A 25,504-nucleotide genomic window follows, 5' to 3' on the forward strand; every position below is an offset into this window, starting at 1 on the left:
GAAAAGGGGACAAGCGGCTTTCCTCCCCCGATTTCAATCGAGGGAGGAAAGCCGCAAATTTCTGTGAAAGTACGAACGGCGCGCTTCTTCCATATCGCTTTTCTGCATGCCACTACGGCTCGCGCCGCGGCGCGACAGAGGGAATTTCTCGCGCTCAGCGGCAAAGCGCTTCAATTTACCACAAGGCGCAAGATGACGCGACCCCCGGCAGCGTATGAACTGGGGCGGAACTGAGTTGCAGGTGCAGCGCTTTTTGGCGCCGACCGATGGTGAACCGCGCGTGAAAGATGGCGTTGGTCAAGCCAAAAAGTTCTTTCGCGTTGACTTGCGCTTTGAGCTCGACAATGAGCTGAACGCAAAAGATGAGCTAGAGCACTTCTTTCCCTCGTTTGGGGGGAGCAGGACCGAGCGCCGTTGCCCTGATAGTTCCCCGTCCGCTGAAGGCGTCCGAGGCATCGCAGAAAGTCGGCGTGAAATCGAGTTGCAAGCTCGCTTCGCGGTCGGCAAAGTTCCCAACCGCACGCAAGCCGCTGCACGGCGGCGGGACCAACGAGCCTGAACTCAAATAGCCGATCTCGATCTTTTCGCCGTTTGAGACGAGTCCGCTCGCGGCGCTTTTCAGCATGCGTCCTTGATCGCTACGGACGTCGAAGAAGATAGTGGCGAAATTCTCATGACGCATAATGCGCAAGTCGCCCGTGAGTTGATGTTTTTCGCTGCGTCCGGCGAGACCTCCTGAAACAGTTAACTCGCCCGACTCAAGGCGATATAGGCGCATCTGTTGTTGCCATGCCGGGTCGGCCTCGATCGTGAGCGCGTCGTTGCGTTCCAACCTGAGCGCGACGACCTTAAACGGCGTGGTCAGAACTTGCGTCACCATGGCGTCTGGGGGCGGCGCTTCTTCGCTGATCTTCAGCGTCGAGCCACGCGCTTCAATGCGCACGCGATATCCGCCCGTCATGCGCTGACCGAGAAAGGCTGCGACCACAGCTTGCGAAGCGAAATCTTCCTCTTTCATCTCCGGCAATGCGCCGATCAAAGAGCGCAGGGCTTGATACGTCTTCGCATCGCGCGCGACGACGATGAGCGCGTCGGCAATCGGACTATGCGCCCCTTCGGCTAAAACCTTCAGTTCGGCGTTCATCTTCTCTCCTTTCGGCGATGGTTGCGCTGCAGACGAGTTGCTGGCGGACAATGCCCGTTCCCGTGGGGCACAGCTTTGCGCTCCCGCATCGCTCAGCAGAAGGATCGCCATCAAAACGAAAAGTTTGATCATCTTTCGCGTCCCCCTTTCTTCAACAGTTGGATGCGTCGAGCGCAGCGCGCGTTCGGCTTTCCCGTTCGATCACGAGCGCGATCCCCATGATCAAGTAGAAGATCATGGCCACTTCGGAATCGCCCAAGTTATAATGGACCAGTCCGCTGGTGAAGAAGCCCACAAGTCCGCCGAGCGCTCCGACCAAGATGCCGCGATCGCGCCAATCGGAAACCTTGCGCTCCCGCAACATGCGCCACAACATGCGCGCGTAAAGAGCGACCAGGATGAACCAGACGGCGAGCGTCGGCAAGCCGCGTTCGAGCGCCAGTTGCAGCGGGGTCGAGTGCATGTGTCCGACGGGCAGGCGCCCTTGATCGAACATGCCCCATTCGCGCCAGTGACGTTTGATCGAGTCCATGCCGATGCCGACGAACAGATGACGCGGCCGGCTGATGAGCAGATGAAAACCTTCGCGGTAGACGGTTTCGCGCCATTGTATGGAGCCGTCGCGACGGTCGAAGAAGCCAACGTTCCTCTTCTGTTGCAAAAAGTAGAGGCCGATCGGCGCTAGCAACGACGCGGCGACGATCATCGCCACAATGGCGCGACGGTTCATCGTGCCGACGGCGACCGCAACGAAGCCCGACAGCAGGAAAGCGAGCCACGAAGCGCGCGTAACAGTCAGAAAGAGCGCGCCGAGAAGTCCGGCCAGCATCAACGCCAACGGGAGTCGCCAGCGCTTCGCCTCCGTTCGTTGCCACGAGGAGACCAGCAGACCGAACGCGAGCGACGCGATCAACTGAAGCACTTCCGCATAGGTCGCGTAGTGCCCGTAGAAGCCTGCGGCGCGCCAATCGCGCCCTCGCCCCCAACGAACGACGCCGAGACGTTCTTCGGTGCTCTTCCCCTCCAGCGTTGTTCGCGGAAGATCGAGCGTTCCGATCCATTCGTAGCGGTAGATCTTCACTTGCGCCGGAGCGGATGCGTGCTCTCGAAGCGCGCGATCCAAGTCTGCGAGGTCGTTCATCTTGCGTCCGTCCACTTCGAGCAGCGTATCGCCTTCTTGAATGCGCGCGTTGCGCAACGGGCTATCCGCTCGCATCGTATGGATCTTCACGCCGCGTCCAATTGCGCGTTCGATGAACGTGTAACCGACGTTGATCATGCATGAGGCGATGAGCACAAACGCGATCTTTCGCGCCGCGTCGAGCGTGCCGATGTTTTGCGCCACCAAGTAAGCGATGGTGAAGAGGCTCGCGCCACGAAGTTTGCCGATGGAGATCTCCGGTTCGTAAGAGAAGAGCGAGGAGAGGACGGTGAGCGCGAAAAAGCCGAGGAGCGCGTAGTCGAGCGGTGTGCGATGCAGCTCTCGCCGCGCGCGTCGCGAGCAAAGCCGCAAAGCCCACAGGAAGAGTCCAGTGGCCCAGAAGAACTGTGCCGCCGCGATCGAGTGGGGCGCGCTGAAAGCGAACGCGAAAAGGCAGAAGAGGATTAGCCGACGAAGCGTCGCGCTCGCGCGGCTTTCATCGCGCGCTGCATGGGTCTTTGGAAGGTTCGTTTCCATCATCGGTCGATGCGTCGAAGCAAAGGGTACGTTTCCTCTTCAGTTGGCACGCTGGTAAATCAACACGTGGCGGCGACGGATCATCGCCGGTCCAAACCACTTCCGCCACCCCTTCGCCTCACGTAGCCCGTGCTCGTCGAGAAAACGGCGGACGTCGAACGTGGGCGCCAAATGCATCGGATGCGCCTCGGTCGCGCCAAAAGGAGCGGTCAGAATCAATCGGCCACGCGGCGCGAGTTTGCTCACCAGAAAACGAAGCGTCTCTTCCGGATCGGGCAAGTGCTCAAGCACGTCGAGCGCGTAGATCGTCTCAAACGTGCCGCCGATGCGCCTCTGTTCAGCGGGAAAATCGATGTTGATCAGCCCTTCGCCCTTTGCGCGCCACATGGCGAACGAACGCGCATCGCCTTCGAGATCGAAATAGACGACCGCATGACCGCGGCGCGCTAGCTCCAACGCGAGGTCACCGATCCCGGCGCCGTAATCGAGCACGCGCCCGCGTGCTAGTTTCAGTAGCTCGAGCGTGAAGCGAATGTGTTTGCCGTACAGATGAAAATTGGCGAGATCGTAGATGTACAGGCACGAATTGCGTCGGTACCAAGCGGCGATCTCTTCCGGCGATGAAGGTTGGTCTCGCCGCCAGTTTGCGGCCAACGCGCTGCTCGCTTCGAGCAGACGGCGACGGACGCGCTCGTGCGCTTCTCCCGTGAAGGCGACGATCTCCGCCACAACGCGCGCGCGCGTCTTCACGTGCCAGTCGAACGTGAAGGCCGCGAGCAGTTCGCCCGCGCACAAGCAGGTCGTCACCGCCGCGCAAGCGGCAAACAAGCTGCGATCGGGGGCGGCGGTGATCGTCAAGGCCAGCGTCGCGGCGGCAGCGACGGCGAAGACGATGATACGCTGCCGTGCGCGTGCCCATGCGGCTCGCGCCGGCTCTGCCGTGACGATGTAGAAGAGCGATGCCCACTGAAGCGCAAGCGAGAGAAAGGCGCTCGATTCGATCTTCCACCATGTCCAGATGAGCGCCAGGGCTGTGTCCGTCAAAAGATAGGTCTGGGGAGCGAAGCGGAAAGCCTTTTGTCGCTTTTTGAGTTGCGTGCGCACAAGCAAGTTAACTGCGGCAACTGTTGCCACCGTGCCGAGCAGCGCTAACGCCAATTGATGCCGATGCGTGGCGCCGACGATGAACGGCGCACCAACAACGGCGATGATCCCGCACGCCGCCCAACGGAACTTCACCGCCCAACGAAGACGTTTCTCCTCTTCGGTCGTCAGGTTCAGGTAGAAGGGCAGGTAATAGATTGCGCTGGCGAGCGCAACGGCGAGCGCTGCGAAAACGATCTTCTCGGCTGTTTTCGGCCCACGCTCAAAGTAGATGGAGAGCATGTTGAGTGCGAGCACCAAAGCGGCGCTGCTGCCGCCGATGATACGATACAGCCGAAGACGCTGCGCTTGTTCCGCGTAGTTCATAGCGTGCGCTAGGCCGCTCCGGTCTCAGTCAACTCGACTAACAAGCTCGCCGTTCAACAAAACTCGGTACTTGCCTGACAGCTTCGATCTCAAGTAGCTCGACTAATAAGCCCCTTCCCCGCGCAGCATCGCCGGCAAAGTGCGCAGGATGATCTTCAGATCGAGCCAGAGCGACCAGTTTTCGATGTAGAAGAGGTCCAAGCGCACCATCTCTTCAAAGGTCAGCCGATTGCGTCCCGATACTTGCCACAATCCCGTGATGCCGGGCTTCATATCGAGCCGTTTGCGGTGCCACGCTTTGTAAAATCCGACCTCGTAAGGGATGGGCGGACGCGGCCCGACGATGCTCATCTCGCCGCGCAGAACGTTGAGAAGTTGCGGCAGTTCATCCAGACTGGTCCGGCGCAACCAACGTCCGACGCGCGTCACGCGCGGATCGCGATGAAGTTTATAGATGGGGCGCGCGTCGTCGCCCAAATTGGCGTCGTCTTGTCCGGAGATGAGCTTACGCTGGTATTCACGATGAATGCGGTCGTCGGCATCGGCGCGCATCGTGCGAAACTTGTAGAACAAAAAGATTCGCCCATCCATGCCGACGCGCTCCTGTTTGTAGAGCACGGGGCCGCGCGAATCGAGCTTGATGAGGACGGCGATCAGCATCCACAACGGCGCGAGCAGGAGCAAAGCGAGGGCCGACAGCGCGATGTCAAACGTTCGTTTGAGCGCGCGCGCCGCTTGTGGCAGGGGTTCGCGAAAGAGCCTGATCATCGGCAGCGCGCCGATCTGATCGATCTCGGTTTTGCGCGGCAGGAAGTTGAAGAGGCTCGGCGCAACGCGAAACTCGACGCGGCGGTTGCGTCCGACGCTCATCATCACGTCGAAGAGCTTGTCGCCCGAAAGGCGCGTGTCAGTGATGATCACTTCGTTCGCCGCGGCGAATTTAATCGCCGCAGCGAGATCGTCGAGCGTGCCGATGATAGGCACGCCGTTGAACTCCGTCTCGCTTCTTGCGTCGGTCGCGATGACGCCAATGACGCGGTAGCCGAATTCCGGATGGGCGCGCATCTCGTCGATGCACAAGGCCGCTTCGTGATTGCAGCCGACGACGAGTGTCGGGACGAGATTGATGCCGCGCGCGCGCGCCGCCCTTTGTCCCAAGCGCACGAGCAGACGAGAAGCGCCGAAAGCCGCGAGCGACAGCGCGAAGTCGAGCGCGAAGACGCCGCGCGCATAAGAGAAGGCGCGATATTGATAACCGCCGCGATAAAGAAAAGCCGCCGCCACGATCAACAGCGAAGCCGTCGCCAGTGCTTTGAAGAGCCGCGCCCCGTCATCGAGCAGCGAGTATTCACCGCGCAATCGGTAGAGGTCGTAGCGCGCGAGCGTCGCCGTGCGCGCGACGATGACGAAAGGCAGCAACACGGCGTAAGGAGCGAACGCCGCGCTCCACTCCCACGTCGCGTCGGAGCGTTCAACCAGCGGCAGCCCTTCGCGTAGGTAAAATGCCGCCGTAAAGCAGAGAGCCGCGAGCAACGCATCAGTCAAAAAGAGCGCCGCTTTGATGGCCGGAAGCGCCCAGCGCGGGGCGCGCGCTGGAAAGCGTGCCGCCACCAGAACGGCCTTTCTCTTCTCATCGAGTCTCTGTGCACGCATCTCGGCAAAAAGCGAAAAGCGCCGGATCGGAAAGCGCTTATCTTAGCTTTTCGCCGCTTCCAACACCAACTCCGCAACCTGTGCGCGCACCTCGCGGCAGCGTCGCGGCGGCGTCGTCGTCGAACGCTTGCAGAGCGGTAGGCTCTCGATCTCGGCGCGCGTCGAAATGCGTTGCAATCTCCCTTGGCGTATCAGGAAATCATCCACTGCGGCCCAGCGCCCGGCATAGATGCTCAGCGCCGGAACGCCGAGCGCCGCCGCTTCGCGGTTCATCGTCCCGCCAGCGCTGATGACCAGATCGGCGGCGGCGATGAGATTGAGTCCATCGAGCGCGCGCGGGGCGACGATGACGTTGCTCGACGAAAAACGTTCGTCATACATCGCGCGTTGCGCCGCAGTGCGCGCGATCAGGATGACTCGGACGTGCTTGCGTGCGCGCAGCTCTTCGAGAAGCGCATCGAAGAGCGCGTTTTCGAAGCGATGATAGAGCGCGTCGCGCGCTGGCGGGCGCGCCACGACGAGGATCTCTTGCGGTTCGATCTCGAACGCGCGCCGCAGTTCGTCGGCAAAGCCCGGATTCGGCTCCCAGTCAGCCAGATAGACATCTTCCTTGATCCCATGGTAACGGCGCACCTTATCGGGCGTTGCGCCGAAACGCCGCAGCGCTTGCTCTGGGAAAGCGACTGGAACGATGACGCGGTGGGCCAGCCGGAAGGCCAAATGGTTGGCCGGTTGATGCTCGTAGTCCATCATTGTCACGCACCTTAAACCGAGCGCGCGTGCCGCGACGATCTGTGCGTAAGAGTTATGCCCAACAGCCAGATCGATCCGTCGTCGGCGCGCCCATCTTGCTAGTTCCCACGTGCGCTTCAAAAGATTGCTCCCCTTGCCGGCCAGCTTCTTCCCGCCGTGTTCGCCGATCACTGTCACACTGAGACCAAAGGCTTCGGCCAACTCGACCGTCTGCGCAAAACGGCGCGCTGTGAAGAGCACTTCATGGCCGCGCGCGCCGAACTCTGCGCTGAGCGCGCGGAAAAGTGGCACGTGGGGCGAATTAGCCAGATCGATCCAGATGCGCATGACAATTGGAGATCCATTAGTGAAAAAGACGAGCGCTTCTAACCGACTTCGGTTCGGCTCTCGATCAGCCGCGCGAGCGCATAGAGCATCCACGCTTGTGACCAGCGCATATACGGGATGCGCACTGTGTAGAAGCGCCGTCGTTGGTAGTGGAAACAACCTTGCCGGTCGCGCAAGTTGTCGAGCGCCCAGCGCGCCACACGATCGGCCCAATCGCGCTCAGCATCGAACTCGCCGCTGATCTCCAGGAACGCAACGATGGCCGCTGCCACCGCGTGCGCGTCTGTCGGATAGAGCGCGTCGTGATAATACTTCGGCTGCCCATCCGCGGCACGAAAACGCGGCTCCGTCCAGATGAAGAACCGATCGCGCCAAAATCGGTAACCGCTATCAAGCGCCCGTTCGATGGCGGCGTCGCCGATGCCGCTGCGTCGAATGCGCGCAAGCGACACGAGGATGAAGGCCGTATGAAAATTATCGCACCAAGACTGAAATGGGTCTGCGCCGTAAGCCCACGATCCATCCGCGCGTTGGCGACGAACGACGTAGCGCGCGGCGCGCGCGGCGTGATCGAGCAGATGCCACTCTTTCGTTGTGGCACCGACACAGGCCAAAGTTTCCGCCGCCAGCAGGCTCGCATTGTAAACGCGCGTCCGATCCAACGGCGAATAGCTGAAGCAGATTTCATCCGCCGCTTCTTCGCTGCGACGAAGGTCTGCGAGAATGAACTCGCAAGCGCTACGGGCCGCTTCGCCGTAACGCGCGTCTTTCATGTCGCGCGCTGCTTCGATGAGCGCGCGCGCGGCAAAAGCGGTCGGAACGATGGTCGGCGTCCCGCGCGGGGCGAAAAAAGCGCGCCCTTGCCAATCGAAGTTGTAGCCCCAACAAGCGCCGCGCCACCCAGTGAGCTTCATCGAAAGCATCTGATCGAGCAGCGCGCGCGCCTCTTCGGCGTCCTCCTCTTTGCGCGACGTGCGAAACCGGGCGAGCGCCGCGAGCGCAAAGAGCGCCATCCCCTTGGCGTTCCTTTCCGCGGGGACGAGCGCGATGGGGCGCAGATTGATCGGCAGGCGTTTGAAGAGCTGCGTCCAGACGAGCCGCGTGATCGACCAGCGCACAAGGGGCGTCGCGCGAAACAGGCGACTGTTCAAACCGTCGTAAGGATCGTAACCTGCGTATTGGCGCGCGCGGCACCACCGCACGAGAAGATCGTAAGCGTGCAGATAGTCTTTGAGGCTGGGTTTTCCTTGCGGCGCGTCGCCTTTCGTCGAAGGGCAAAGCGATGGAATTTGCGCCTCTCGATGCATCTTCGATCCGCTCACACGGAGATCAAGATGTTACCCGCGCTTGCACCTGCGAACCCGATGCCAAGAGGCATCTTCGATCCACCCGATGAGGTCGCAACAGCTTCAGTGATAAAGCGACAGCGCGCCGGGCGCATCGTTCGCGCCTGATCGCCGCAAGCGAACGGCACAAATCCGTTCTCGCTCGCTGCCCAAGCGCTCATCGCGCGTAGTAACCTTGGCGCGTTCGCGCGATCAGATCGGGCCGTTTGACCTCGACGCGAATCGAACGCCAACTCCCATCGCGCGGACGATCGCCAGCCGGTTGATAAGCGATGCTGTAGAGCGTGCGTAGGTCTGCGGCGACTTCCGCGTAAAGACGCCCCAAGTCTTCCAGCCGGTTGATCTGATGAAGCCTCCCGCCCGTGCGGTCGGCGAGTATTTGCAATCTCTGCCGCGCCGCTGTGTAGATGGCGGTGATCTGTGGCGTGGCGATGGGTAAGCGCTTCGGGTCGCCTGAAGCGAGCGCGAGCGGATAGATGGTCACGCCCTGCCGGTCGGCAGCGTCCAACACGGCGTTGAGCAGCGGACTCGACTCTGGCTTCAGGCGCGCGATCGCTTCCGCATCCGTTCGTGCTTCGACCGATGAAGCGCGATCCGCGTTGCGCAATTCCGTATCCAGCCCGTCGGTCAAAACGACGATTGCTTTGCGCCGTTTGCCCTCTTGCGCGAGCAGTTCGAGCGCGTAACCGAGCGCCCTGTATAGCTGTGTCTCCCCACGCCCTTCGGCCCGCTCGATAGCCCAAGCGATCTTTTTGCGATCGGAGGTGAATTTGGCGAGCAGTCTGGTCCGATCGTTGAAGGCGACCACTGCGACGCGATCGTCCGGGGCAAGCGCATCGATGAAGCGCCAGGCTGCTTGCTTCAACGTCGTGCGGAAGTTGAGCGTGGAACCGGACATATCGAGCAGAAGAACAAGGCTGAACGGCGTTTCAGTTGGTTCGAAAGAGACGATGCGCTGCGGCACGCCGTCTTCGTAAACGATGAATTCGTTCGGCGTTAGATCGGTTACGGGGCGACCGCGACGGTCGGTAACGCCGACGTTGAGTTGCACGAGGTTAACGCCGACGCGCACCACGTCTTCATCTTGCGCGCGCGCCGAAGGTGCGGCCACAAGGAGCGAAAAAAACAGGACAAAGAATGAAAGTCGAACTTTCGGCATCGCCGCGACTCGCTCTTCTTTCGAGTATGGCGAAGCTCATGCCCCTTTGGCAAGCCATCGCCCGAAGTCGGTTCGAAGCCGAATCCGCTATGGCGGGTTGCTCGCGCGAAAGTGACAAGTCGCGCGCGAAAGAGCCGGGCGATGGAAGGTGTCGGCCACTGAGGAGTTCTGCTAAACTCGAACCCTTCAATTGCGCGCTGTGACGGACGCATGCTTTTCAACGGACGCATACGTGGCGTAGATCCTAACGCGCGGTTTAAGCTCGGCAAAACAATCGGAACGCGCCGCGCCCTCGTAGCGCGCACCATGGAGTAAGGCTTGGAGTTCGCGCGATCTGTCCTATTTGGCGCGACGTCTTTTCGGCGCGGCTTTGGGCGTTTCCTCTGTTGGTGCGGCGTCGGTCGTCTCGACGGCGCGCAACCGAGCGCGCCGCGCTGCCGCGCGCGCCTCTTCGGTCGCCACTTCGCGCTTGACCTTTTCGATTCGACGGCGCGGCACAAGTTGATAACGCAGCTCCATCTCTTGTGCGACTTTGTAAATTTGCTTCGGCTTCGCGCCGCGCTCGGCGCGACGCAGGGCCTCTTGATGGGAGACCAACTCGGCGCGTTCGTCAGCGTCGATCCAGATGTACATCGCTTCCGGCATAGATCTTTTCACCTCCAGTACGATCTTCCCGCCCACTGGCGATGGCACTTGTTCCGGGCTTCGCTCGCGGCGCAGATCAAGGTAGCCGCATAAACGGGCTTCTACGGCCTCGCGGTTGGCAGCGTAAAAGAGCGCGAAGTCGCGGCAGCGGGCACGAAACGGGCAGCTCACCGCGCAGACCAGCGGATCTTTGAAATGGGAGTAGCGGTTGCAGTAAAGTTTCATGCCTTGGGATGCCGCGGAGACTATAGCACTTTGTTTCGTTGATTGCAATGCGTTCCGCGTTTGAAACGAAGCGGCCTCAGCGAGCGACTTGCGGCGATGGCAGCAGCGCTTTGCGAACGGGTGGCTCGGAGCCATGGTCGATCGGTTGGCCAGTTACGACCGATGATGGCGATGCTCGGTGAAGGCGCGGCCTCTTGATTCGCCTTTCAGTTCTTCGTTGCGCAGCGGAGCGGCCAAGCGCAGCTTAGCCGAAACGCCGGGTTCGATCCAGTCGCCTCACCGGCGGTTTTGATTACAAAAATAACACGCGAAAGCCCACTCCTTATAAGGGTGGGATGAAGCGTGTCGCAGTGAATACGTTAAACTGATTCAATAGTGGCATGGGACAAGAATATCGCCATACAAAAACAACCGTATCGCTCATCAACTATCATTTTGTGTTCTGTCCTCGATACAGACGAAAAGTTCTTATTGGTCAAGTGAAAACGCGATTCAAGGAACTGGTGAGCGAAATATGCCAAGAAAATGATTGGATCAGTATAGCGATGGAGACGATGCCTGATCATGTTCATTTGTTTTTGAACTGTCTCCCGACAGATTCTCCATCAGACATTATGGCTACTAGAATAACTTCGCGATGTCTTCGCCAAGAGTTTGAGCATCTTAGACACCTCCCAAGCCTATGGACACATTCATTTTTTGTAAGCACTGCTGGTAACGTATCCAGCGACACAATTCGTCGATATGTTGAAGCACAAAAGAAACGTGGGTGAACGATATGAACATAGCCTATTCATTTCGTCTCTATCCGACAAAAGAACAGGAACAACAGTTCCGACGCGCCATCGGATGTTGTCGGTTTGTCTACAATCACCTCCTTGCTCGCCGCAAAGAAGCCTATGAGCGAGATGGGACTACCCTAGACCAGTACGCCTGTATGCGGGAATTGCCTGAATTGAAACAGCAACATCCTTGGCTCCAGGATTCCACAGCCCTGCAACGGGCGGTGGAAGAGCTGGACGACGCCTTCCAAAGGTTTTTCCGGGAGAAGAAAGGTTATCCGCGCTTCAAGAGCAAAAAGCACCCGAAGCAGTCCTACACGTCCAAACGCAACGGCAAAGAGGATGACAAGGCGACTATCCGCATTGCGGGCAACCGGATTCGGCTCCCGAAGGTGGGATGGGTGAAGTTCGCTAAATCCCGCGAAGTGCAGGGGCGCATTCTCTCGGCCACGGTTCGCATAGCGCCTTCGGGCAAGTTCTTCGTGTCGGTGCTGGTGGATACGGAGATTCAGCCTTTGGAGTCACTGCCAACTGCCGTTGGCATCGACTTGGGACTGCTGGATTTCGCCGTGTTCAGTACCGGAGAGAAGATCCCGAACCCTCGACACCTAGGGAAACTCGAAGAGAAACTGAAACGCTGGCAGCGGATTCTTTCCCGCCGGAAGCCGGGCGGGAAGAACCGGGAGAAGGCCCGGTTGAAGGTGGCCCGGCTCCACGAGAAGGTGCGAAACGCCCGGTTGGACTTCCTGCACAAGCTGTCCTCCCGGCTGATTCGCGAAAACCAAGTGATCTGCCTGGAGGAGCTGCGTGTGCGGAACATGCAGCAGAACCACCGAGTTGCGGGAAGCATCGCCGACGCCAGTTGGTCGGAATTCCGGCGGCAGTTGGAGTACAAAGCGGGATGGTACGGGAGGCGTGTGGTCATCGTTTCGCCCACTTTCCCGTCGAGCCAGCTTTGCTCTTGCTGCGGACACCGAAGCGCCGGGGCGAAAGACTTGTCTGTCCGGAAGTGGGCGTGCCCGGTGTGCGGCGAAACGCATGATCGGGATATCAACGCCGCAAGAAACATTCTCCACGAAGGATTGCGTCTTTTGTCCGCTCAAGCGGGCTCAACCGTGGGACACACGGGGATCGCTTGGTGCCGCAAGGCAGCACTCCCGGGTACGGGAGTGCTTCCAAGAATCCAACGGCTTTAGCCGTGCGGAGTGTCAAGGGAGCTGGCGGATGCATCGCCCAAACTTCTGCGCCGTATGCGGCGAACGACTTCTTTCTCAGCGGCGCTTGAGTTGGCTTGGCGGGGGGCTTTGCCCGAAGTGCGCGCAAGCCTCGCGACGTGCCGTTTGGAGCGTGTGGTTGTTGTTCGGCGCGGCTCTTCTCGGCGGCGGGTACATGGTCGGGCGCTGGAGCGCCGCGGAGCCGCCGCCGCTCATAATCGAACGCGCCTCGAGCCAAGCGGTAGCTGATGCGCCCAGCGCGCGCGCGGTACAGCCTGTGGAGAACGAAAGGGTTTACATTTGCGGGGCGCGCACCAAAAAAGGCACTCCGTGCCAAAGGCGCGTGCGGAGTCTGGAGCGGTGTTGGCAGCATCGCGGGAGACCGGCCATGCTTCCGCCCGAAAAACTGATCATGCAGTAACGCACCCCGGCTGAAAGAGAACGCACGCTGCAGTCCGGCGCAACTTTCGTCTGAATTCGAGAACTTTCATTGAAAAGGCGGCGCGCGAAGAGCGGTGCGCGTAACGCAGCGCAACTTTCGTTTGAATTCGATGAACTTTCATTCCGCTGGTAGTCCAGAGATGGATTTGGGATCGGCCTCTCGTTTCGTTTAAGCGCGAACCGTCGCGCGTCGGCGCTTTGGGGATGCTTGGCGCGCTTGCTGCTGAACCGGTGTGGATTGGCGGTTCGTGTGCCAATGCTCGCTGGCTTTTTCGCGGCGTCACTGTTGGACCAGAGGGATGATCTCCAGTTCTGCGCGCACGGGGCCGAAGGGCGTCGTCGCCAGCAGACGTAGCGGCAAGCGTCGGCGGTCGTCGCTGACCCAAAGGCGAAGCTGGTACTTGTTGCTCTCCGGATCGTCCGTGTTGAGAGCGAGTTCGATGGCGCGAATACGTTGGCCGCCGAGTTCGATCACCGTCTTTTGGAGCGAATTGACATAGAGCGTGCGTGGGCGCGAGATGGCGAGCACGGAGACAGCGTTGCGTTTCGGCGGCGTCAAGTCGAAGGATCTGAGCGCGTAGATCACCGAGAGAAGGTCGTGCGTGCCGACTGGGATCTCAACTCTTTGGCCATCGTCGCGCACCGCCGCGCCGCGATCCTGGTCCACCGTGATCGTGCGATCCAGCGCCCAACGGCCTTCGCGCATTTGCAATTCGATCCTAAAGGGCAGCAGCGTAAGCGGATCGACATAGGTGTTGATGCGGTCGTTGAGCGAGAAGAGGCGCGCGCCTTCGGCGGTGGTCCGGGCCGCCAGCGTCAGCAGCAGTCCGTCGCGCCCGAAATAGCGTGCGCGCGGGCGCACTTGCAACGAGATTTGCCCGATGGTTTGATTCGTTTGACCGAGCAAAAGGCGGAAGTTCAGTTGTTCGTTCGCTCCGAATGGGAGATCGGGCGGAAGCGGCTCGGCGGCGGGCGGCGTCGGTCGCGGTCGCGTCGCAGCGGCCTCTTTCGTCGGCGTTGGCGGTTGCGTCTCTTCGAAGCTTGCGATCTCGGCGCGGATTTCGCCCGCTGGATGGTGCACGGTGATGAGCAGCGGGAGGTGGCGCGGGTCATCGCTGAAATAGATTTGAACGCGCCGCTCATCCAATCGCGGGTTGTTACGTACGCGAATCTGCGTGACCAACGCATTGAAGGCGCCGATGTTTGTGTTGATCCTTTCCGTGCCGCGCGTTTGTGCTTCGATCTCCAATAGCTCCGTGCCGTAGAGCACACGCAAGCGATGGCGGATGCCTGGCGCGAGCGCAAGCGTTCGCAGGTGGTAGAGCGCGGCCAACGGGTCGAAGGCGCCCGCGCTCGTGCCGAACAGACGCGTCATGGGCGCGTCCGCCATCTGTTCCGTCATCGGCGAGCGTTTGGTCCGCGCGAAGTAGAAGGGGGTGCCCGAAAGCGGATCAATGCGCGAAACGAATTCATCGTCGAGCGCCAGCAGCGCCGCGTTGACGACGTCCACCGTTTCGAGATGGGCGCGTAACTCGATGCCGTCGCGTCCGCCGAAGCTGCGCCGTTCGGCGACGATGAGTTCGGCGTGAGCCGCCACGGGGATGTGCGCGAACGAGACGTTGTAAGTCAGGCGTTCGCCGATTTTGTACGCGCCGTTCTCCGCCGACCGGCCGCTATTTGCGGCGAGCGCGCACGCGAAAACGAGCGAAAAGACCGACCAAGCGTTAGCCCTTTTCAGAGACATCGAGCGGGGTTGTTGCGATTCCTTTTCAAGTTCTTCGACCGAAAGCTCTCGTCCCAAATTCTTCCAAAGTCTAGTCGCTGAAGCGCGCCTCCTTCAACGCGGCCTTTGCCGCGCGCTCGATTTCCCCTCGAATCCCTCGCCATGATCTGTTGGACCACGGAACGGAAGAGCAGATGGCGCGCGCGCATCAGTCGCCGCTGATTACACGCCGCGCGTCAACGCGAAGTTTCCGAAGTTCGCGCTCTTGATCAATGCGACCTTTGCGCGTCGAGCGCACGTTCGATCTCTTCGATGATCCGTTTCACTGCCTCTGGCGGATCAGGAGCTTCGAGCACGGCGCGTCCCATCACGACGTAGTCCGCTCCGGCAAGAATGGCGGCGGCGGGCGTAGCAACGCGCTTTTGATCGTGCGCGGCCGTAAATGCCGGTCGCACGCCGGGCGTCACGACGAGAAAATCGTCTCGCTGGACGCTCGCGCGAATCGAAGCCGCTTCTTGCGGCGAAGCCACCACGCCGTCGAGTCCAGCTTGCGCGGCGAGTTTCGCCAACCGCAGGACGAGCGCGGCGGGTGCTTGATTGATGCCGATTTCAGCGAGCGTCTGCTGGTCGGCGCTGGTAAGAGCTGTGACCGCGATGACGTGAGGGCGCGCCGTGCCTTGGCGCGCGGAAGTTATGTGCGCGGCTTCCGCGGCGCGACGCATCATTTCGCTGCCGCCGAGCGCGTGGACGTTGAAGATGTGCACGCCCATGCGCGTCGCTGCGGCGGCAGCGCCCGCCACCGTGTTTGGGATGTCGTGAAATTTGAGGTCGAGAAAGACGCGCGCCCCCGCCTGCACGATCCGACGCACGATCTCCGGCCCAGCCGCGGTGAAGAGCTGCGATCCCACTTTGAACATGCCGACCAACGGCTGAAGATGTTCCACCAGCCGAAGGGCTTGCGCTGCTGATTCGACATCGAGCGCAATGATCAAGCGTTCTGCAACCGATTTCGCCATGTTTCTCGTCTAGACCGGTTCGGCGAGTGACCCGAAGAAGCTCGACTATCCATTGAACCTCGCATCGAGGGCAACGCACAAGCGACGTTCTTCAACCCGACCCGTTGGTCAAGCCTCTCCATTTCCTTCTTCCAAGTCAAGCCACTCCGCGCGGTAGACGGCTTCCGCTGTGCCCGAAAGGACCACTTCGCCATCTTCGCGCCACTCGACTTCGAGCGTGCCGCCCGGCATCTCGACCATCACACGGCGATCAGTCGCTCCCTTCAAACAAGCGGCGACGGCGGCGGCACACGCGCCCGTCCCGGAAGAGGCCGTTTCGCCGACGCCGCGTTCCCAAACGCGCACGCTGATGCGATCGCGACTTTCGACGCGGATGAACTCGACGTTGGTCCTTTCGGGAAAGCGCGGGTGACGCTCGATTAAGCTGCCGAGCGCGCGCCAGTCAACTCGCGCGAAATCCTCGACGAACACGCAGCAGTTCGGATTGCACATCTGCAACGCGGTGACGGCGACCCTCTGTTCGCCCACTTCGAGCGGATAATCGAGCACGATCTCTCTCGGTTCATCTGTGCGCATCGGAATGGCTGCGCTTTCGAAGACGGGGCGTCCGATTTCTGCCTCGAAGCGAAAGCGGCGCGTGCCGTATCGTCCACACAAGCGATAGAGCTTGATGCCGGCGCGCGTGCTGAGCTGCAGTTCGTCGGCGGACCACAGCCCATTGTAATACAAATAGGCTGCGGCGCAGCGCGTGCCGTTGCCTGACATGGCCGCTTCGCTCCCGTCGGCGTTGAAGATGCGCACGTGGAAATCGGCCTCGCTCGATGGCCCAATGATCGCCACTCCGTCAGCGCCAGCGCCGCGGTGCCGGTCACACAGACGGCGCACGAATTCGCCCATCCTCACGTTGCGCTGAAGCGAGGCTTCTTCGATGATGAGATAGTCGTTGCCGTAGCCGTGGAATTTGAAGAAGCGCATAGGCGGCATTATATGCGCAAAAGGCGCGTTCGGTAGCAACCGTGCGCGCGTTTCTTTCGCCATCGGGCCGCGCATGGGGTAAAATTTAACGAGAAGTTTTCCATCGAGGCGAAAAGGAGCGGAAGAGCGAAGTTCAGAATGATCAGAACGATGATTCACGGCAAGATTCACCGCGCGCGCGTCACCGGAGCAGATCTTCACTACGTCGGATCGATCACGGTTGACCAGAACCTGCTCGATGCCGCTGGCATCCTGCCGTTCGAGCGCGTCCAAGTGGTCAATTTAGATAACGGGAAGAGGATCGAAACCTACGCGCTCGCGGGAGAGCGCGGAAGCGGCGTCGTCCAATTGAACGGCGCTGCGGCCCACCATTTCGCCGTGGGCGATCTGGTCATCATCATGGCCTACGCTCAAGTTCCCGATCCCGTTCCTTCCGACTGGGAGCCGAAAGTCGTCCTCGTCGATCAAGAAAACCGCATCACGGAAGTCATCGGCGCGCACGTGCCGCTCTCTGTCGCTGGCGAATAGCTCTTTTGCGCCTTGTTCTTCAAAGGCGCTGAACCGTGGCGGCACTCCATGGGGAATGATGAGCCGGAGTTTGCGCGTTGTTCTTCAAGAGCGCTGGAACGGGCAGAGGAGCTTCGGCGCAGCCTTTCGGTTTCGAGCAAGCGCCCTTCGCGCACGCGCCGGAAACGGCTTGCCCGCGCTGCTTCGAGCGCAACCAAAGACCTCGCGCCTCGCGCACGCGAAGACGTAAGATCGCAGCGGGGCTGAACCGCGTTGACGCAAGCGGTGCGCGAAGAAGCAACGTAGTGCGTCACCGGGCGTCGCCACTTGAACGTCGAACAAGCGCTCGCATTGATCGAGCGCGAAGAAACAACGCAGTGCGTCACCGGGCGTCGCTTGTCGATGATCATCCGCTCTGCGAGGAGACGACTGGTTCGCCGCACGCGACTCATGAGCCGATCGGTCTCATCCCACGCACCCGCAGGAAGCGACGCTTGCCGACCTGCACGAGCAGCGGGCGATCGGCTGAAAGCTCGATCTCGGCATCGGTGCGCGTGATGCGTTCGCCTTCGATGCGGACGCCACCTTGTTCCATCAAACGGCGCGCTTCGCTCATGGAGGGCGCAAGCTCCGTCTCGACCAAAAGACGCGCGACCTTCCAACGTCCAGCGGCCACTTCGCGTGCGGGCACGTCCGACGGCGCCTCATGGCGGCGGAAGATGCGGTCGAACGCTTCTTCGGCCAAGCGAGCTGCTTCCGGTCCGTGAAAATCGGCGACGATGCGCCGGGCCAGTTCGGCCTTGGCGTCGCGCGGGTTCATCTCGCCCCTTTCGGCGCGGGCGCGCATGGCGGCGATTTGATCGGGGCGCAGGTCGGTGCAAAGCTCGTAGTAACGCCACATCAACTCGTCGGAGATGGACATCACCTTGCCGAACATTTCGTCGGGCGGTTCATTAATGCCGATGTAGTTGCCCAAGCTTTTGGACATCTTCTGCACGCCATCGGTGCCCTCTAGGAGCGGTGTGATGACGGCGATCTGCGGTTCCTGCCCGTAAGCGCGTTGCACTTCGCGCCCCATTAGAAGGTTGAACTTTTGGTCTGTCCCGCCGAGCTCGACATCGGCTTCGAGCGCCACCGAATCGTAAGCTTGAACGAGCGGATAGAGCAGCTCGTGAAGCGCGATGGGACGCTCTTCGGCTAAGCGTTTCTGAAAATCGTCGCGCTCGAGGATTTGTCGCACCGTCACGCGCGACGCCAGTCGGATGAAGTCCGCCGTCGTCATCCGTTCCATCCAGCGCGAGTTGAATTCGATGACGGTCCGATCCGGATCGAGCAGCTTAAAGATCTGCGCCTTGTATGTTTCGGCATTGGCTTCGATCTCTTCGCGCGTCAGTTGCGGGCGCGTGGCCGACTTGCCCGACGGATCGCCGATCATTCCTGTGAAATCGCCGATCAAGAAGATCGCCGTGTGGCCCAGTTCCTGAAACGCGCGCAGCTTGCGGATCACAACCGTATGTCCGAGGTGGATGTCGGGCGCCGTGGGATCGGCGCCGAGCTTGACGCGCAGCGGTTCACCAGTGCGCGCCGACTTTTCGAGCTTGGCGCGGAGTTCTTCGGCGCGGATGATCTCGACCGCGCCTTTGCTCAAGTAAGCGAGTTGTTCCTCGATCGTCATGATGCACCTTTCGGAGCGAGAGCTTGCGCGCGACCGTCCCATGCGGAGCGGAGGGTTTTTGTTCCGGGAACAGGGAGCGGTCGCTGCCATTTGAAGCGACAATGATAAAGGATTTGCGCCGCGGTCGCGAAAGCGGCGCGACGTTCATGAGCGATCCAGTTGGGACATCTCCGTGATGCGCGCCGCTGTTTCGCGCGCTTGCGAAAAGAGTTCGTTCGCACGCGCACGGTATTCTTCAGCCGTCTCCTCATCATCCAGATGCGCGGCGTTCTGTAGGACGCCGGAGCGCGCCACCGACGCGAGGGCGAAAGCGACTTGGGCTATGTCTGCCGCGCGCAGAGCGAGCAACGCTTGCTTTGCGTCGAGCAACTCTTCGACGGCGATCTCAGTGGTCGCCAGCGCTTGCACCGCCAGTCGTATGCTTTCGAGCAGAAGGTTGGCCGAGCTTTTCAGCGCTGCCTCGCGCTCAACGCCGCGGGCGCGTTCAAAACGCGCCTGCCGCACAGTCGCCGCAAGCTGTGCGCTGACGGCGTCGAGTTCTTCGAGCGCCTCGCGCGCCGTCAAAGCCTTTTCGCTCGATAGCTCACGTAGTTGTTCGCGCAACGTTTCGACGAGTGTCGCGAGCGGTTTTGGGCCGGACGCCATCGAGTCGCGTTCCCGCAACGCGGCGGCCAGTCTCTTTTCGAGCACAGCAGCGGAAGGCGTTGTCTCCAGTCGCAACCAGTAGGCGGCTGCCTCATCGAGCGCCGCTTGCGGCACGAGACCGACGACCTCGCTTCCGGCGATCGCCACTCCATAACGCTCCGCTTCCCGCCGCACGGCTTCAAAGGCATGATGCAGCGTGGTTCGTTCGTAGTTCGTCAGGTTCATCGAGACCTGCGCCATGCCGCGCGTTTCGAGCTTGAAGCCCAAGGCTTTCAAGAAGCGCAATCCGCCATCGCGCCCGCGAACAGCTCGAGCGATGCGCGCGGCCACTTGCGGGTCGTCCGTGCGAAGATGGACGTTGAATGCGATCAGGATAGGGCGCGCGCCGACGATGCACGCGCCTGCCGTTTCGTGAAGTTTCGCTTCGCCGATGTCGGGCGCGCGCTTCTCGTCGCTCCGCACGAGTTCGCGCAGCTTTTCGAAGCCGCCGCGGCGCACGTCTTCGAGATTGGTTCGGTCGGCTCTGAGCGCCGCGCGCTCGTAGAAGTAGACCGGAATGGCCAGTTCATCCCAGATGCGAGCGCCCGCTTCGTGCGCCAACCTCACGCACTCTTCCATGCTCACGTTGCGCAAGGGGACGAATGGGACGACATCGGTTGCCCCGATTCGCGGGTGCAGCCCCGTGTGCTCGCGCAGATCGATCAGCTCTTTGGCGCAAGCGACGGCACGCACCGCCGCTTCAACCACCGTCTCTGGCGGCGCAACGAACGTGACGACTGAACGGTTGTGATCGGCATCGGCGTGGACATCGAGCACAAGGGCACCTGCCACCGATTCGATGGCAGCGACAATCCGTTCGATGGTCGCACGCCTACGCCCTTCGCTGAAATTCGGTACGCACTCGACGATGCGATCCATAAAGTCGCTTTCTCCAGCGCAATCATAGACGATTGAAAGCCGCGCGACGAGCTGCCGACCGAAACTTTTCGACGCGACCAGCGAGCGAGGAGTCGATGTCGGCCAGAGTTTCGCTGCGTTCTCATCCTCGGTCATCGGAGCAACGGTTGCGGCCAAACCACGTTTCGCTCAAAGTCGTTCGTTTCGGTTCGTGCACGTCGCCCGACGAGCCGCGCTTCAATCGAGCGCGCCCTTCCAGAGGAAATCGTAAAGCAATATTTTGAGGGCGAGGGCGATCACCGTTGCGATGAAGACCCTTTTGATCACGCGATTGTTCATCCGCAACGCGATGCGCCCGCCGACGAACGCGCCGACGAACATCACCAACGCGAGCGCCAGCCCTAGTTTGTAATCGACCAGCCCGCGCCACATGAAGACGAGCGTGGCGATCAAAGATGAGAAGATGTTGATCGCCTTGGTGATCGACACCGCTTCGATGAACGTCATGCCGAGAAAAGCGACGTAAACGGCCGTCAACATGGTAACGTAACCGCCGCTGAAGAAACCACCGTAAATGCCGAGCGCGAAAGTCAAGACATAGGCGAGCATGACGTCGCGCGCACTCGGCGCCGCTGGTCGTTCGCCCGTTCCCTTTTTGAGCGTGGAGAAGAGCGCAACGCCGAGCATCGAGATGGAGACGATGAGCGGCAGCGAGCGCGCCGGGATGACGAGCACCAAGAGCGCGCCGAGCGTCGAACCGACGAGCGTCAAGGCGACGAGCGCCGGCAGACGGCGGCGGTCGATGGCGTTCTTGCCGATGAATGGCAGCGTGCCCCCGATGCTCATAAAGGTTAGGCCGAACATGTTGGTGGCGACGGCGACGCGCGGATCGATGCCGAACTGAAACATGACGGGAACGGTGATGAGCGAGTTGCTGCCGGTAACTACGCCGACGACGCTCGTGGCGAAAAAGAGCGCAAGCAAGGCAATCCACTCAGTTGGAGTCATGTCGAGCAGTTGCTCTAGCTGATAGAGGTGACGTGTGTCAAGCCGCGCGACAGCTCACGATGCGGCGGAAGTCGTCAGGTGGTCAAGTGACCAGACAGCCGAAGGAGCGAGGCGGCGTGAGCAAAAAAGGACCGAAGCGGCTTGAAACCGCGAGGCTTCTTTCCGCTTCGGCCCAAGAGTCTGTTAGAAGATGAGTCGAACTCCCAGTTGGATCACGCGCCGGCTGAGCGTCATCTCGCCGCGTTCGTTGAAGGTCTGTCCGGCAAATTCAGGAACGGCGCCCGGTAGTGAGGCTCCGCCAATTACGCCGATGCCGGGGCCCGGATGGTTGAGCGCGTTGAACATTTCGGCGCGCACTTGCAGCCGGATGTTCTCGGGAATGGCGAAGTTCTTGAAGATCGCGAGGTTGAGTTGGTTGATGATGGGACCGCGGAAGAGGTTGCGCGGTTCGGTGCCGAACGGCGTGCCGAACTTCAGCGCTGCTCCCGGCCCATTGATGATGAGTCGCACGTCATTGGGGCTAACCGGAACTGGGCCACGCCCTTGATTGAAGGCGTTAAGCAAGTAGAAGCCGGTTGGACTTGGGATGAACCCATCGGTGAACCCACGCAGCGCCGCATCGATATCACTGATCGCTACGGACTTCGGATCGGCGTTGCGGTTGCCCGTAAAGGGGCGAAGGTTATCCAGCAAGCCGATGAAGGTTGCGGCAAAGCCGTTGTCCTGATAGCTGTTGCTGCCGAGGATGCGATTGGTGCGCTGCTGTGGCGTAAACGGTCGCCCACTGGTCAGGTAGTAGGTGCCGTTGAGTTGCCAGCCGCCGATCACTTGTCCCAGAAAGCCCCGCTGCTCGCGGAAGAAAGGCAGGTCGTAGATGAAACTCAGCGAAAAAGCGTGCGGTCGGTCAAACCCCGAAATGCCTTTTTCGAGCCTGCCGAGATCAAACGGATTTTGCGAGATGGCGTTCTCCCCGAACGAGAAGATCTCGCTCGCGTTATCGAGCGCTTTGCTCCACGTGTAGCTCGACGTCAAGCTGAGCGAGTTCAGCGGGCGTCCCGTGTAGTAGATCTGGAGTCCGTGGTAGGTCGATTGCGCCGTGTTGTCGCGCGAACGGACCACGAACTGGCGCAAGATGCGTCCATTGCAGACGCCTTCGTTATCCGGCGTAGCGGGATCATCCGTGCAGGTCAACGGAACGACGCCCGACGGCAGGAATTGGCGGAAGGCCGGGAAGTTGAAGGTCGTCGTTTCCCCACGAGAGTTTCTCACCATCGCCGTAAACCCATTGTAGAGGTTACCGATGTCGGGATTGCGGTTGACCGTTTGGAAGAGGCCAACGCCGCGCGTGGCGACATAACGGATCTCGAAGGCGTTTCGCCGGTTGATCTGGCGTTGCAGACTGAGCGAGAACTGTTGCGCGTAAGGCGAATAGAAATTGGGCGCGACGATGGTTTGCGCGAAGAATCTCGGGTCGAAGGTGTTGGTGCGTACCAGTCCGCGCGATTGGGCGAAATTGCGCACCACATCTCCGGTCGGCGCGGCTGATGGGATTGGGAAGAGCGCTGGTCCCGCTGCCGGGTTCAACGTCGTGTTGAGGAAGACCACCGGCGAAGAGGTCGAGATGTTGAGCATGATGTTGTAGAAGACCGGATCGTACGCGATCGAGTAACCGCCGCGAATGACAGTCGCATCTTCGCCGAAGAGCCGTTTGAAGATGCGCGGCGTATAGGCGAAACCGACGCGCGGCGCGAAGTTGTTCTTGTCTACAGGGACGCGCGCCACGGTTCGCACTTCCAGCGGCAAATTCTGCCGCCAAATGGCTCGCGACGGATCGCGCTCGCGCGCCAACGTGATGTCGTGCAGAACGTTGACCGGTTGCGTCGCATATTCGTAACGCACGCCGAGGTTGAGCGTGAGATTGTCGCGCACCTTCCAGTCATCTTGGAGAAAAGCGTAGTAGTCGCGCTCGGTGTAGTCGATGGTGTCCGGCCCAACGGCGACCGTAACGGATGCCGGGTTGTTGGCGACCAAACGGGCTGCCGAGTTGAAGAGAAAAGCGCCGTTGATGTTCGGAAGGAAGGGCACGGAGTTCTTCAGGTACTTGAACTCGAAACCGGTCTTCAGCGAGTGCGCTCCGCGCGTAAACGAGTAGTTGTCAACGAATTGGTAGACCTGCACCAAACGTCCTTGCGGCAAGTTGGTTGCCGGGCCGATGCCGAGCAAGTCCTGCCCCGTGCTCGACCCGCGAATGCCGGCAAAAGAGACGTTTGTGAAGGCCTTTCCGATGTCCTTCGGGTCGGGAATGCAGGCCAACCCCAATTCCCCGCAGCCGCCTCCGAACTTCACGAAGAGCGACTGGAAGTTGAAGCGGAATTCGTTGAACGAGGTGCTCGTGATGTTGCGCGTATAGGTCGCGCCGAAGTTCTTGCTTCGAGCGGGGACATCGCCTGTGAACCCGCCGACGCCGCCGAGCGAATTCTTGGTCACGGAGTCCTGAAATAGGTAGCGCGACCAGATGCGATCACGACCGGTGAGATTGACGTCGCCGCGCAAGGCGAACTCATCTTGATCGAACGGGATCGGAAACGCCCGCTCGACGGCTGCGGCGCGGAAGCTCTGTCCGCCCAGAACGACCGTGTCAAAGGGACGGTCGGCGCGCGGACGAACGGTGCCGAAGTCCGATAGGGCGAAGGCGCTGAAGCGTGTGTACAGTTCGATGGCGGGGTTGCCCGGAAACGCGGCGCGTAAGCGAGGAAGTTCATCGGGCAAGATCGCCAGCAACGTCGTTCGATCGATGAAGTTCTGAGTTTGAATGATCTTCTGGTAGCTGCCGAAGAAGAAGGCGCGATCGCGTATGATGGGGCCGCCGATCGTTCCGCCGAAGACCGTGCGCCGGAGCAGCGGCGCTTCCTTCAATCCGCTCCGCCGTTCGATGTTGTTGAGCGTGTCGAGGTGGGAACGGTCGCGTCGGTAAACGAAGGCGCTTCCGTGAAACTCGTTGGTGCCGCTCTTGGTCACGATGTTGACGATGGCCCCTTGGTTGCGCCCGTACTCGGCGGAGAAGTTGTTGGTGATGATCTGGAACTCGCCGACCAGATCCGAATTATCGACGAAGAAGGAAGGCCCGCCGATCGAAAGATCGTTGTTGTCCTGCCCGTCGATGGTGAAGTTGTTTGAGCGGGCGCGGTTGCCGTTAACCGATAGCGTCACGCCGTTGGCGTTGACGTTGCCGAATCCGGGCACCACGCCGGGCGCCGTCAAAGCGATGATGTCCAAGCCGCCGCCAGCGACGTTCAACGGCAACTCCTGAATCTTGCGTGCCTCGAAGGTCGTCGAGACTTGCGATTGGTCCCGCTGCAGCAAGACTTCGTTGCCCGCTACTACCGTTACCGTCTCTTCCAACCCGCCGGGCTGCAGGACGACATCGACCGTGGAATCTTGTCCTAGCCTGACCAGCACGTCGGTGATCACCGCGCGCCGAAATCCTGCGCTTTCGACCGTAATGCTGTATCTGCCCGGAGGAAGATTGGGAATCGAATAGATCCCATCTCCGGTGGTCCTGGTTTGCGTCTCGACGTTGGTCGATTGGTTTTTAGCCGTGACGGTTGCGCCGACGATGACGCCGCCGCTCGCATCCGTCACTGTGCCGCGAATTGTGCCCGTGGTCGCCTGCGCATACGCGCTGGCGCTCATACTCAGCAGCGCGGCGAACCCCAAAACGAATAGCGTCAAGAGTGAGCGCTTGAAGTGGTTCATTTCGGTCTCCCTCCGAATTTTCAAAGAATTGTCGAACCGTAGGGTTGGGACGCGAAAGCGAAAAGGCGGGCTTTCGACGCGAAAATCAGGAAAATCAGATGCGGCGCTGAATGAAGAGGCGACTTCGAACGAAAAACGCAAAATCTTCCGCGTGCGCTTTTGTTCAGTGGCACTGCAGTCGCCTCGCGCCTCAGTTCTCTGCGCGGTCGCTCGGAAAGGGCTAGCGCCGTCGTTTCAAACGACCGAACGGACAACAGCCGAGGCATAAAACCCCTCGCGCCCATTTCTGAGAACGAAAGTCTATGTCCAGCAGCCCCTCTCGTCGAGGGCGAAGATGGAGAACGTCGTTGTAACTCCAAGCAACTTACGTTCCATACCCGACAAGCTTTCCTAAGTTCTTGAAAGGAGATGGTTTTGGCGCTGGCTCGGAGGGTGCCGTAGGGTCTCTTATCCAAAAAAATGGAT

20 protein-coding genes are annotated in these 25,504 nt (G+C 60.5%); 5 read left to right on the forward strand and 15 right to left on the reverse strand.

From position 1 onward, the window contains the following. The coding region (locus C4334_RS11300; protein WP_352432192.1) for a hypothetical protein at positions 1 to 218 on the forward strand (218 nt) is incomplete at its 5' end. Positions 219 to 367: 149 nt separating this feature from the next. Here C4334_RS11300 and C4334_RS11305 read toward each other — a convergent pair. From C4334_RS11305 to C4334_RS11340, 8 genes are all read right to left on the reverse strand, one after another. Further along, positions 368 to 1,276, reverse strand: coding sequence for a protease complex subunit PrcB family protein (locus C4334_RS11305; protein ID WP_352432193.1), 909 nt, complete (start codon positions 1,274 to 1,276; stop codon positions 368 to 370). 19 nt (positions 1,277 to 1,295) lie between these two features. Then, positions 1,296 to 2,825 (reverse strand): O-antigen ligase family protein, encoded by a 1,530-nt coding sequence (locus C4334_RS11310; RefSeq protein WP_352432194.1) that lies wholly within the window; start codon positions 2,823 to 2,825, stop codon positions 1,296 to 1,298. A 36-nt stretch (positions 2,826 to 2,861) separates the two neighbouring features. Further along, positions 2,862 to 4,292, reverse strand: a complete 1,431-nt coding sequence (locus C4334_RS11315) for a class I SAM-dependent methyltransferase (RefSeq protein ID WP_352432195.1) — start codon at positions 4,290 to 4,292, stop codon at positions 2,862 to 2,864. A 102-nt stretch (positions 4,293 to 4,394) separates the two neighbouring features. Further along, on the reverse strand, positions 4,395 to 5,945 hold the full coding sequence (locus tag C4334_RS11320) for a sugar transferase (protein ID WP_352432196.1): 1,551 nt from the start codon (positions 5,943 to 5,945) through the stop codon (positions 4,395 to 4,397). A 42-nt stretch (positions 5,946 to 5,987) separates the two neighbouring features. After that, complete coding sequence (locus C4334_RS11325) at positions 5,988 to 7,025, reverse strand: DUF354 domain-containing protein (protein ID WP_352432197.1); 1,038 nt, start codon at positions 7,023 to 7,025, stop codon at positions 5,988 to 5,990. 38 nt (positions 7,026 to 7,063) lie between these two features. Continuing rightward, positions 7,064 to 8,332, reverse strand: coding sequence for a hypothetical protein (locus C4334_RS11330; RefSeq protein WP_352432198.1), 1,269 nt, complete (start codon positions 8,330 to 8,332; stop codon positions 7,064 to 7,066). 196 nt (positions 8,333 to 8,528) lie between these two features. Further along, positions 8,529 to 9,530: a VWA domain-containing protein gene (locus tag C4334_RS11335; protein ID WP_352432199.1), complete on the reverse strand. Its 1,002-nt coding sequence runs from the start codon at positions 9,528 to 9,530 to the stop codon at positions 8,529 to 8,531. 339 nt (positions 9,531 to 9,869) lie between these two features. Continuing rightward, on the reverse strand, positions 9,870 to 10,400 hold the full coding sequence (locus tag C4334_RS11340; protein ID WP_352432200.1) for a hypothetical protein: 531 nt from the start codon (positions 10,398 to 10,400) through the stop codon (positions 9,870 to 9,872). Positions 10,401 to 10,780: 380 nt separating this feature from the next. Here C4334_RS11340 and tnpA point away from each other — a divergent pair, with 380 nt between their 5' ends. The 3 genes from tnpA to C4334_RS11355 are packed head-to-tail and all read left to right on the forward strand — an operon-like array spanning position 10,781 to position 12,817. Next, complete coding sequence (gene tnpA, locus C4334_RS11345; RefSeq protein ID WP_352432201.1) at positions 10,781 to 11,173, forward strand: IS200/IS605 family transposase; 393 nt, start codon at positions 10,781 to 10,783, stop codon at positions 11,171 to 11,173. Positions 11,174 to 11,178: 5 nt separating this feature from the next. Continuing rightward, positions 11,179 to 12,378, forward strand: coding sequence for an IS200/IS605 family element RNA-guided endonuclease TnpB (tnpB, locus tag C4334_RS11350; protein WP_352432202.1), 1,200 nt, complete (start codon positions 11,179 to 11,181; stop codon positions 12,376 to 12,378). A gap of 28 nt (positions 12,379 to 12,406) precedes the next feature. Then, a complete protein-coding gene (locus tag C4334_RS11355) occupies positions 12,407 to 12,817 on the forward strand; it encodes a hypothetical protein (RefSeq protein WP_352432203.1) in 411 nt (136 codons plus the stop codon). Positions 12,818 to 13,117: 300 nt separating this feature from the next. Here the strand turns inward: C4334_RS11355 and C4334_RS11360 are convergent, their stop codons facing one another. From C4334_RS11360 to dapF, 3 genes are all read right to left on the reverse strand, one after another. Next, positions 13,118 to 14,581, reverse strand: a complete 1,464-nt coding sequence (locus C4334_RS11360; protein ID WP_352432204.1) for a DUF3108 domain-containing protein — start codon at positions 14,579 to 14,581, stop codon at positions 13,118 to 13,120. Between the two features lie 248 nt (positions 14,582 to 14,829). Further along, a complete protein-coding gene (gene pyrF / locus C4334_RS11365; protein ID WP_352432205.1) occupies positions 14,830 to 15,576 on the reverse strand; it encodes an orotidine-5'-phosphate decarboxylase in 747 nt (248 codons plus the stop codon). Between the two features lie 108 nt (positions 15,577 to 15,684). Continuing rightward, complete coding sequence (gene dapF, locus C4334_RS11370; protein ID WP_352432206.1) at positions 15,685 to 16,551, reverse strand: diaminopimelate epimerase; 867 nt, start codon at positions 16,549 to 16,551, stop codon at positions 15,685 to 15,687. Positions 16,552 to 16,689: 138 nt separating this feature from the next. On the opposite strand from dapF, the gene panD reads away from it, so the two are divergent. Further along, the gene (gene panD / locus C4334_RS11375) at positions 16,690 to 17,079 is read left to right on the forward strand and encodes an aspartate 1-decarboxylase (RefSeq protein WP_352432207.1); all 390 of its coding nucleotides are present in this window, start codon (positions 16,690 to 16,692) and stop codon (positions 17,077 to 17,079) included. A 427-nt stretch (positions 17,080 to 17,506) separates the two neighbouring features. Here the strand turns inward: panD and tyrS are convergent, their stop codons facing one another. From tyrS to C4334_RS11395, 4 genes are all read right to left on the reverse strand, one after another. Beyond that, a complete protein-coding gene (gene tyrS, locus C4334_RS11380) occupies positions 17,507 to 18,733 on the reverse strand; it encodes a tyrosine--tRNA ligase (protein WP_352432208.1) in 1,227 nt (408 codons plus the stop codon). A gap of 144 nt (positions 18,734 to 18,877) precedes the next feature. Further along, positions 18,878 to 20,296, reverse strand: a complete 1,419-nt coding sequence (ftcD, locus tag C4334_RS11385; RefSeq protein WP_352432209.1) for a glutamate formimidoyltransferase — start codon at positions 20,294 to 20,296, stop codon at positions 18,878 to 18,880. A 216-nt stretch (positions 20,297 to 20,512) separates the two neighbouring features. Next, entirely contained in the window at positions 20,513 to 21,283 is a 771-nt protein-coding gene (locus C4334_RS11390) for a sulfite exporter TauE/SafE family protein (protein ID WP_352432210.1), read from the reverse strand. Between the two features lie 183 nt (positions 21,284 to 21,466). Then, complete coding sequence (locus C4334_RS11395) at positions 21,467 to 25,039, reverse strand: TonB-dependent receptor (RefSeq protein WP_352432211.1); 3,573 nt, start codon at positions 25,037 to 25,039, stop codon at positions 21,467 to 21,469. Between the last annotated feature and the right edge of the window lie 465 nt (positions 25,040 to 25,504).

Origin of the sequence: Pyrinomonas sp. (assembly GCF_040289685.1) — a bacterium.
Classification (GTDB): domain Bacteria; phylum Acidobacteriota; class Blastocatellia; order Pyrinomonadales; family Pyrinomonadaceae; genus Pyrinomonas.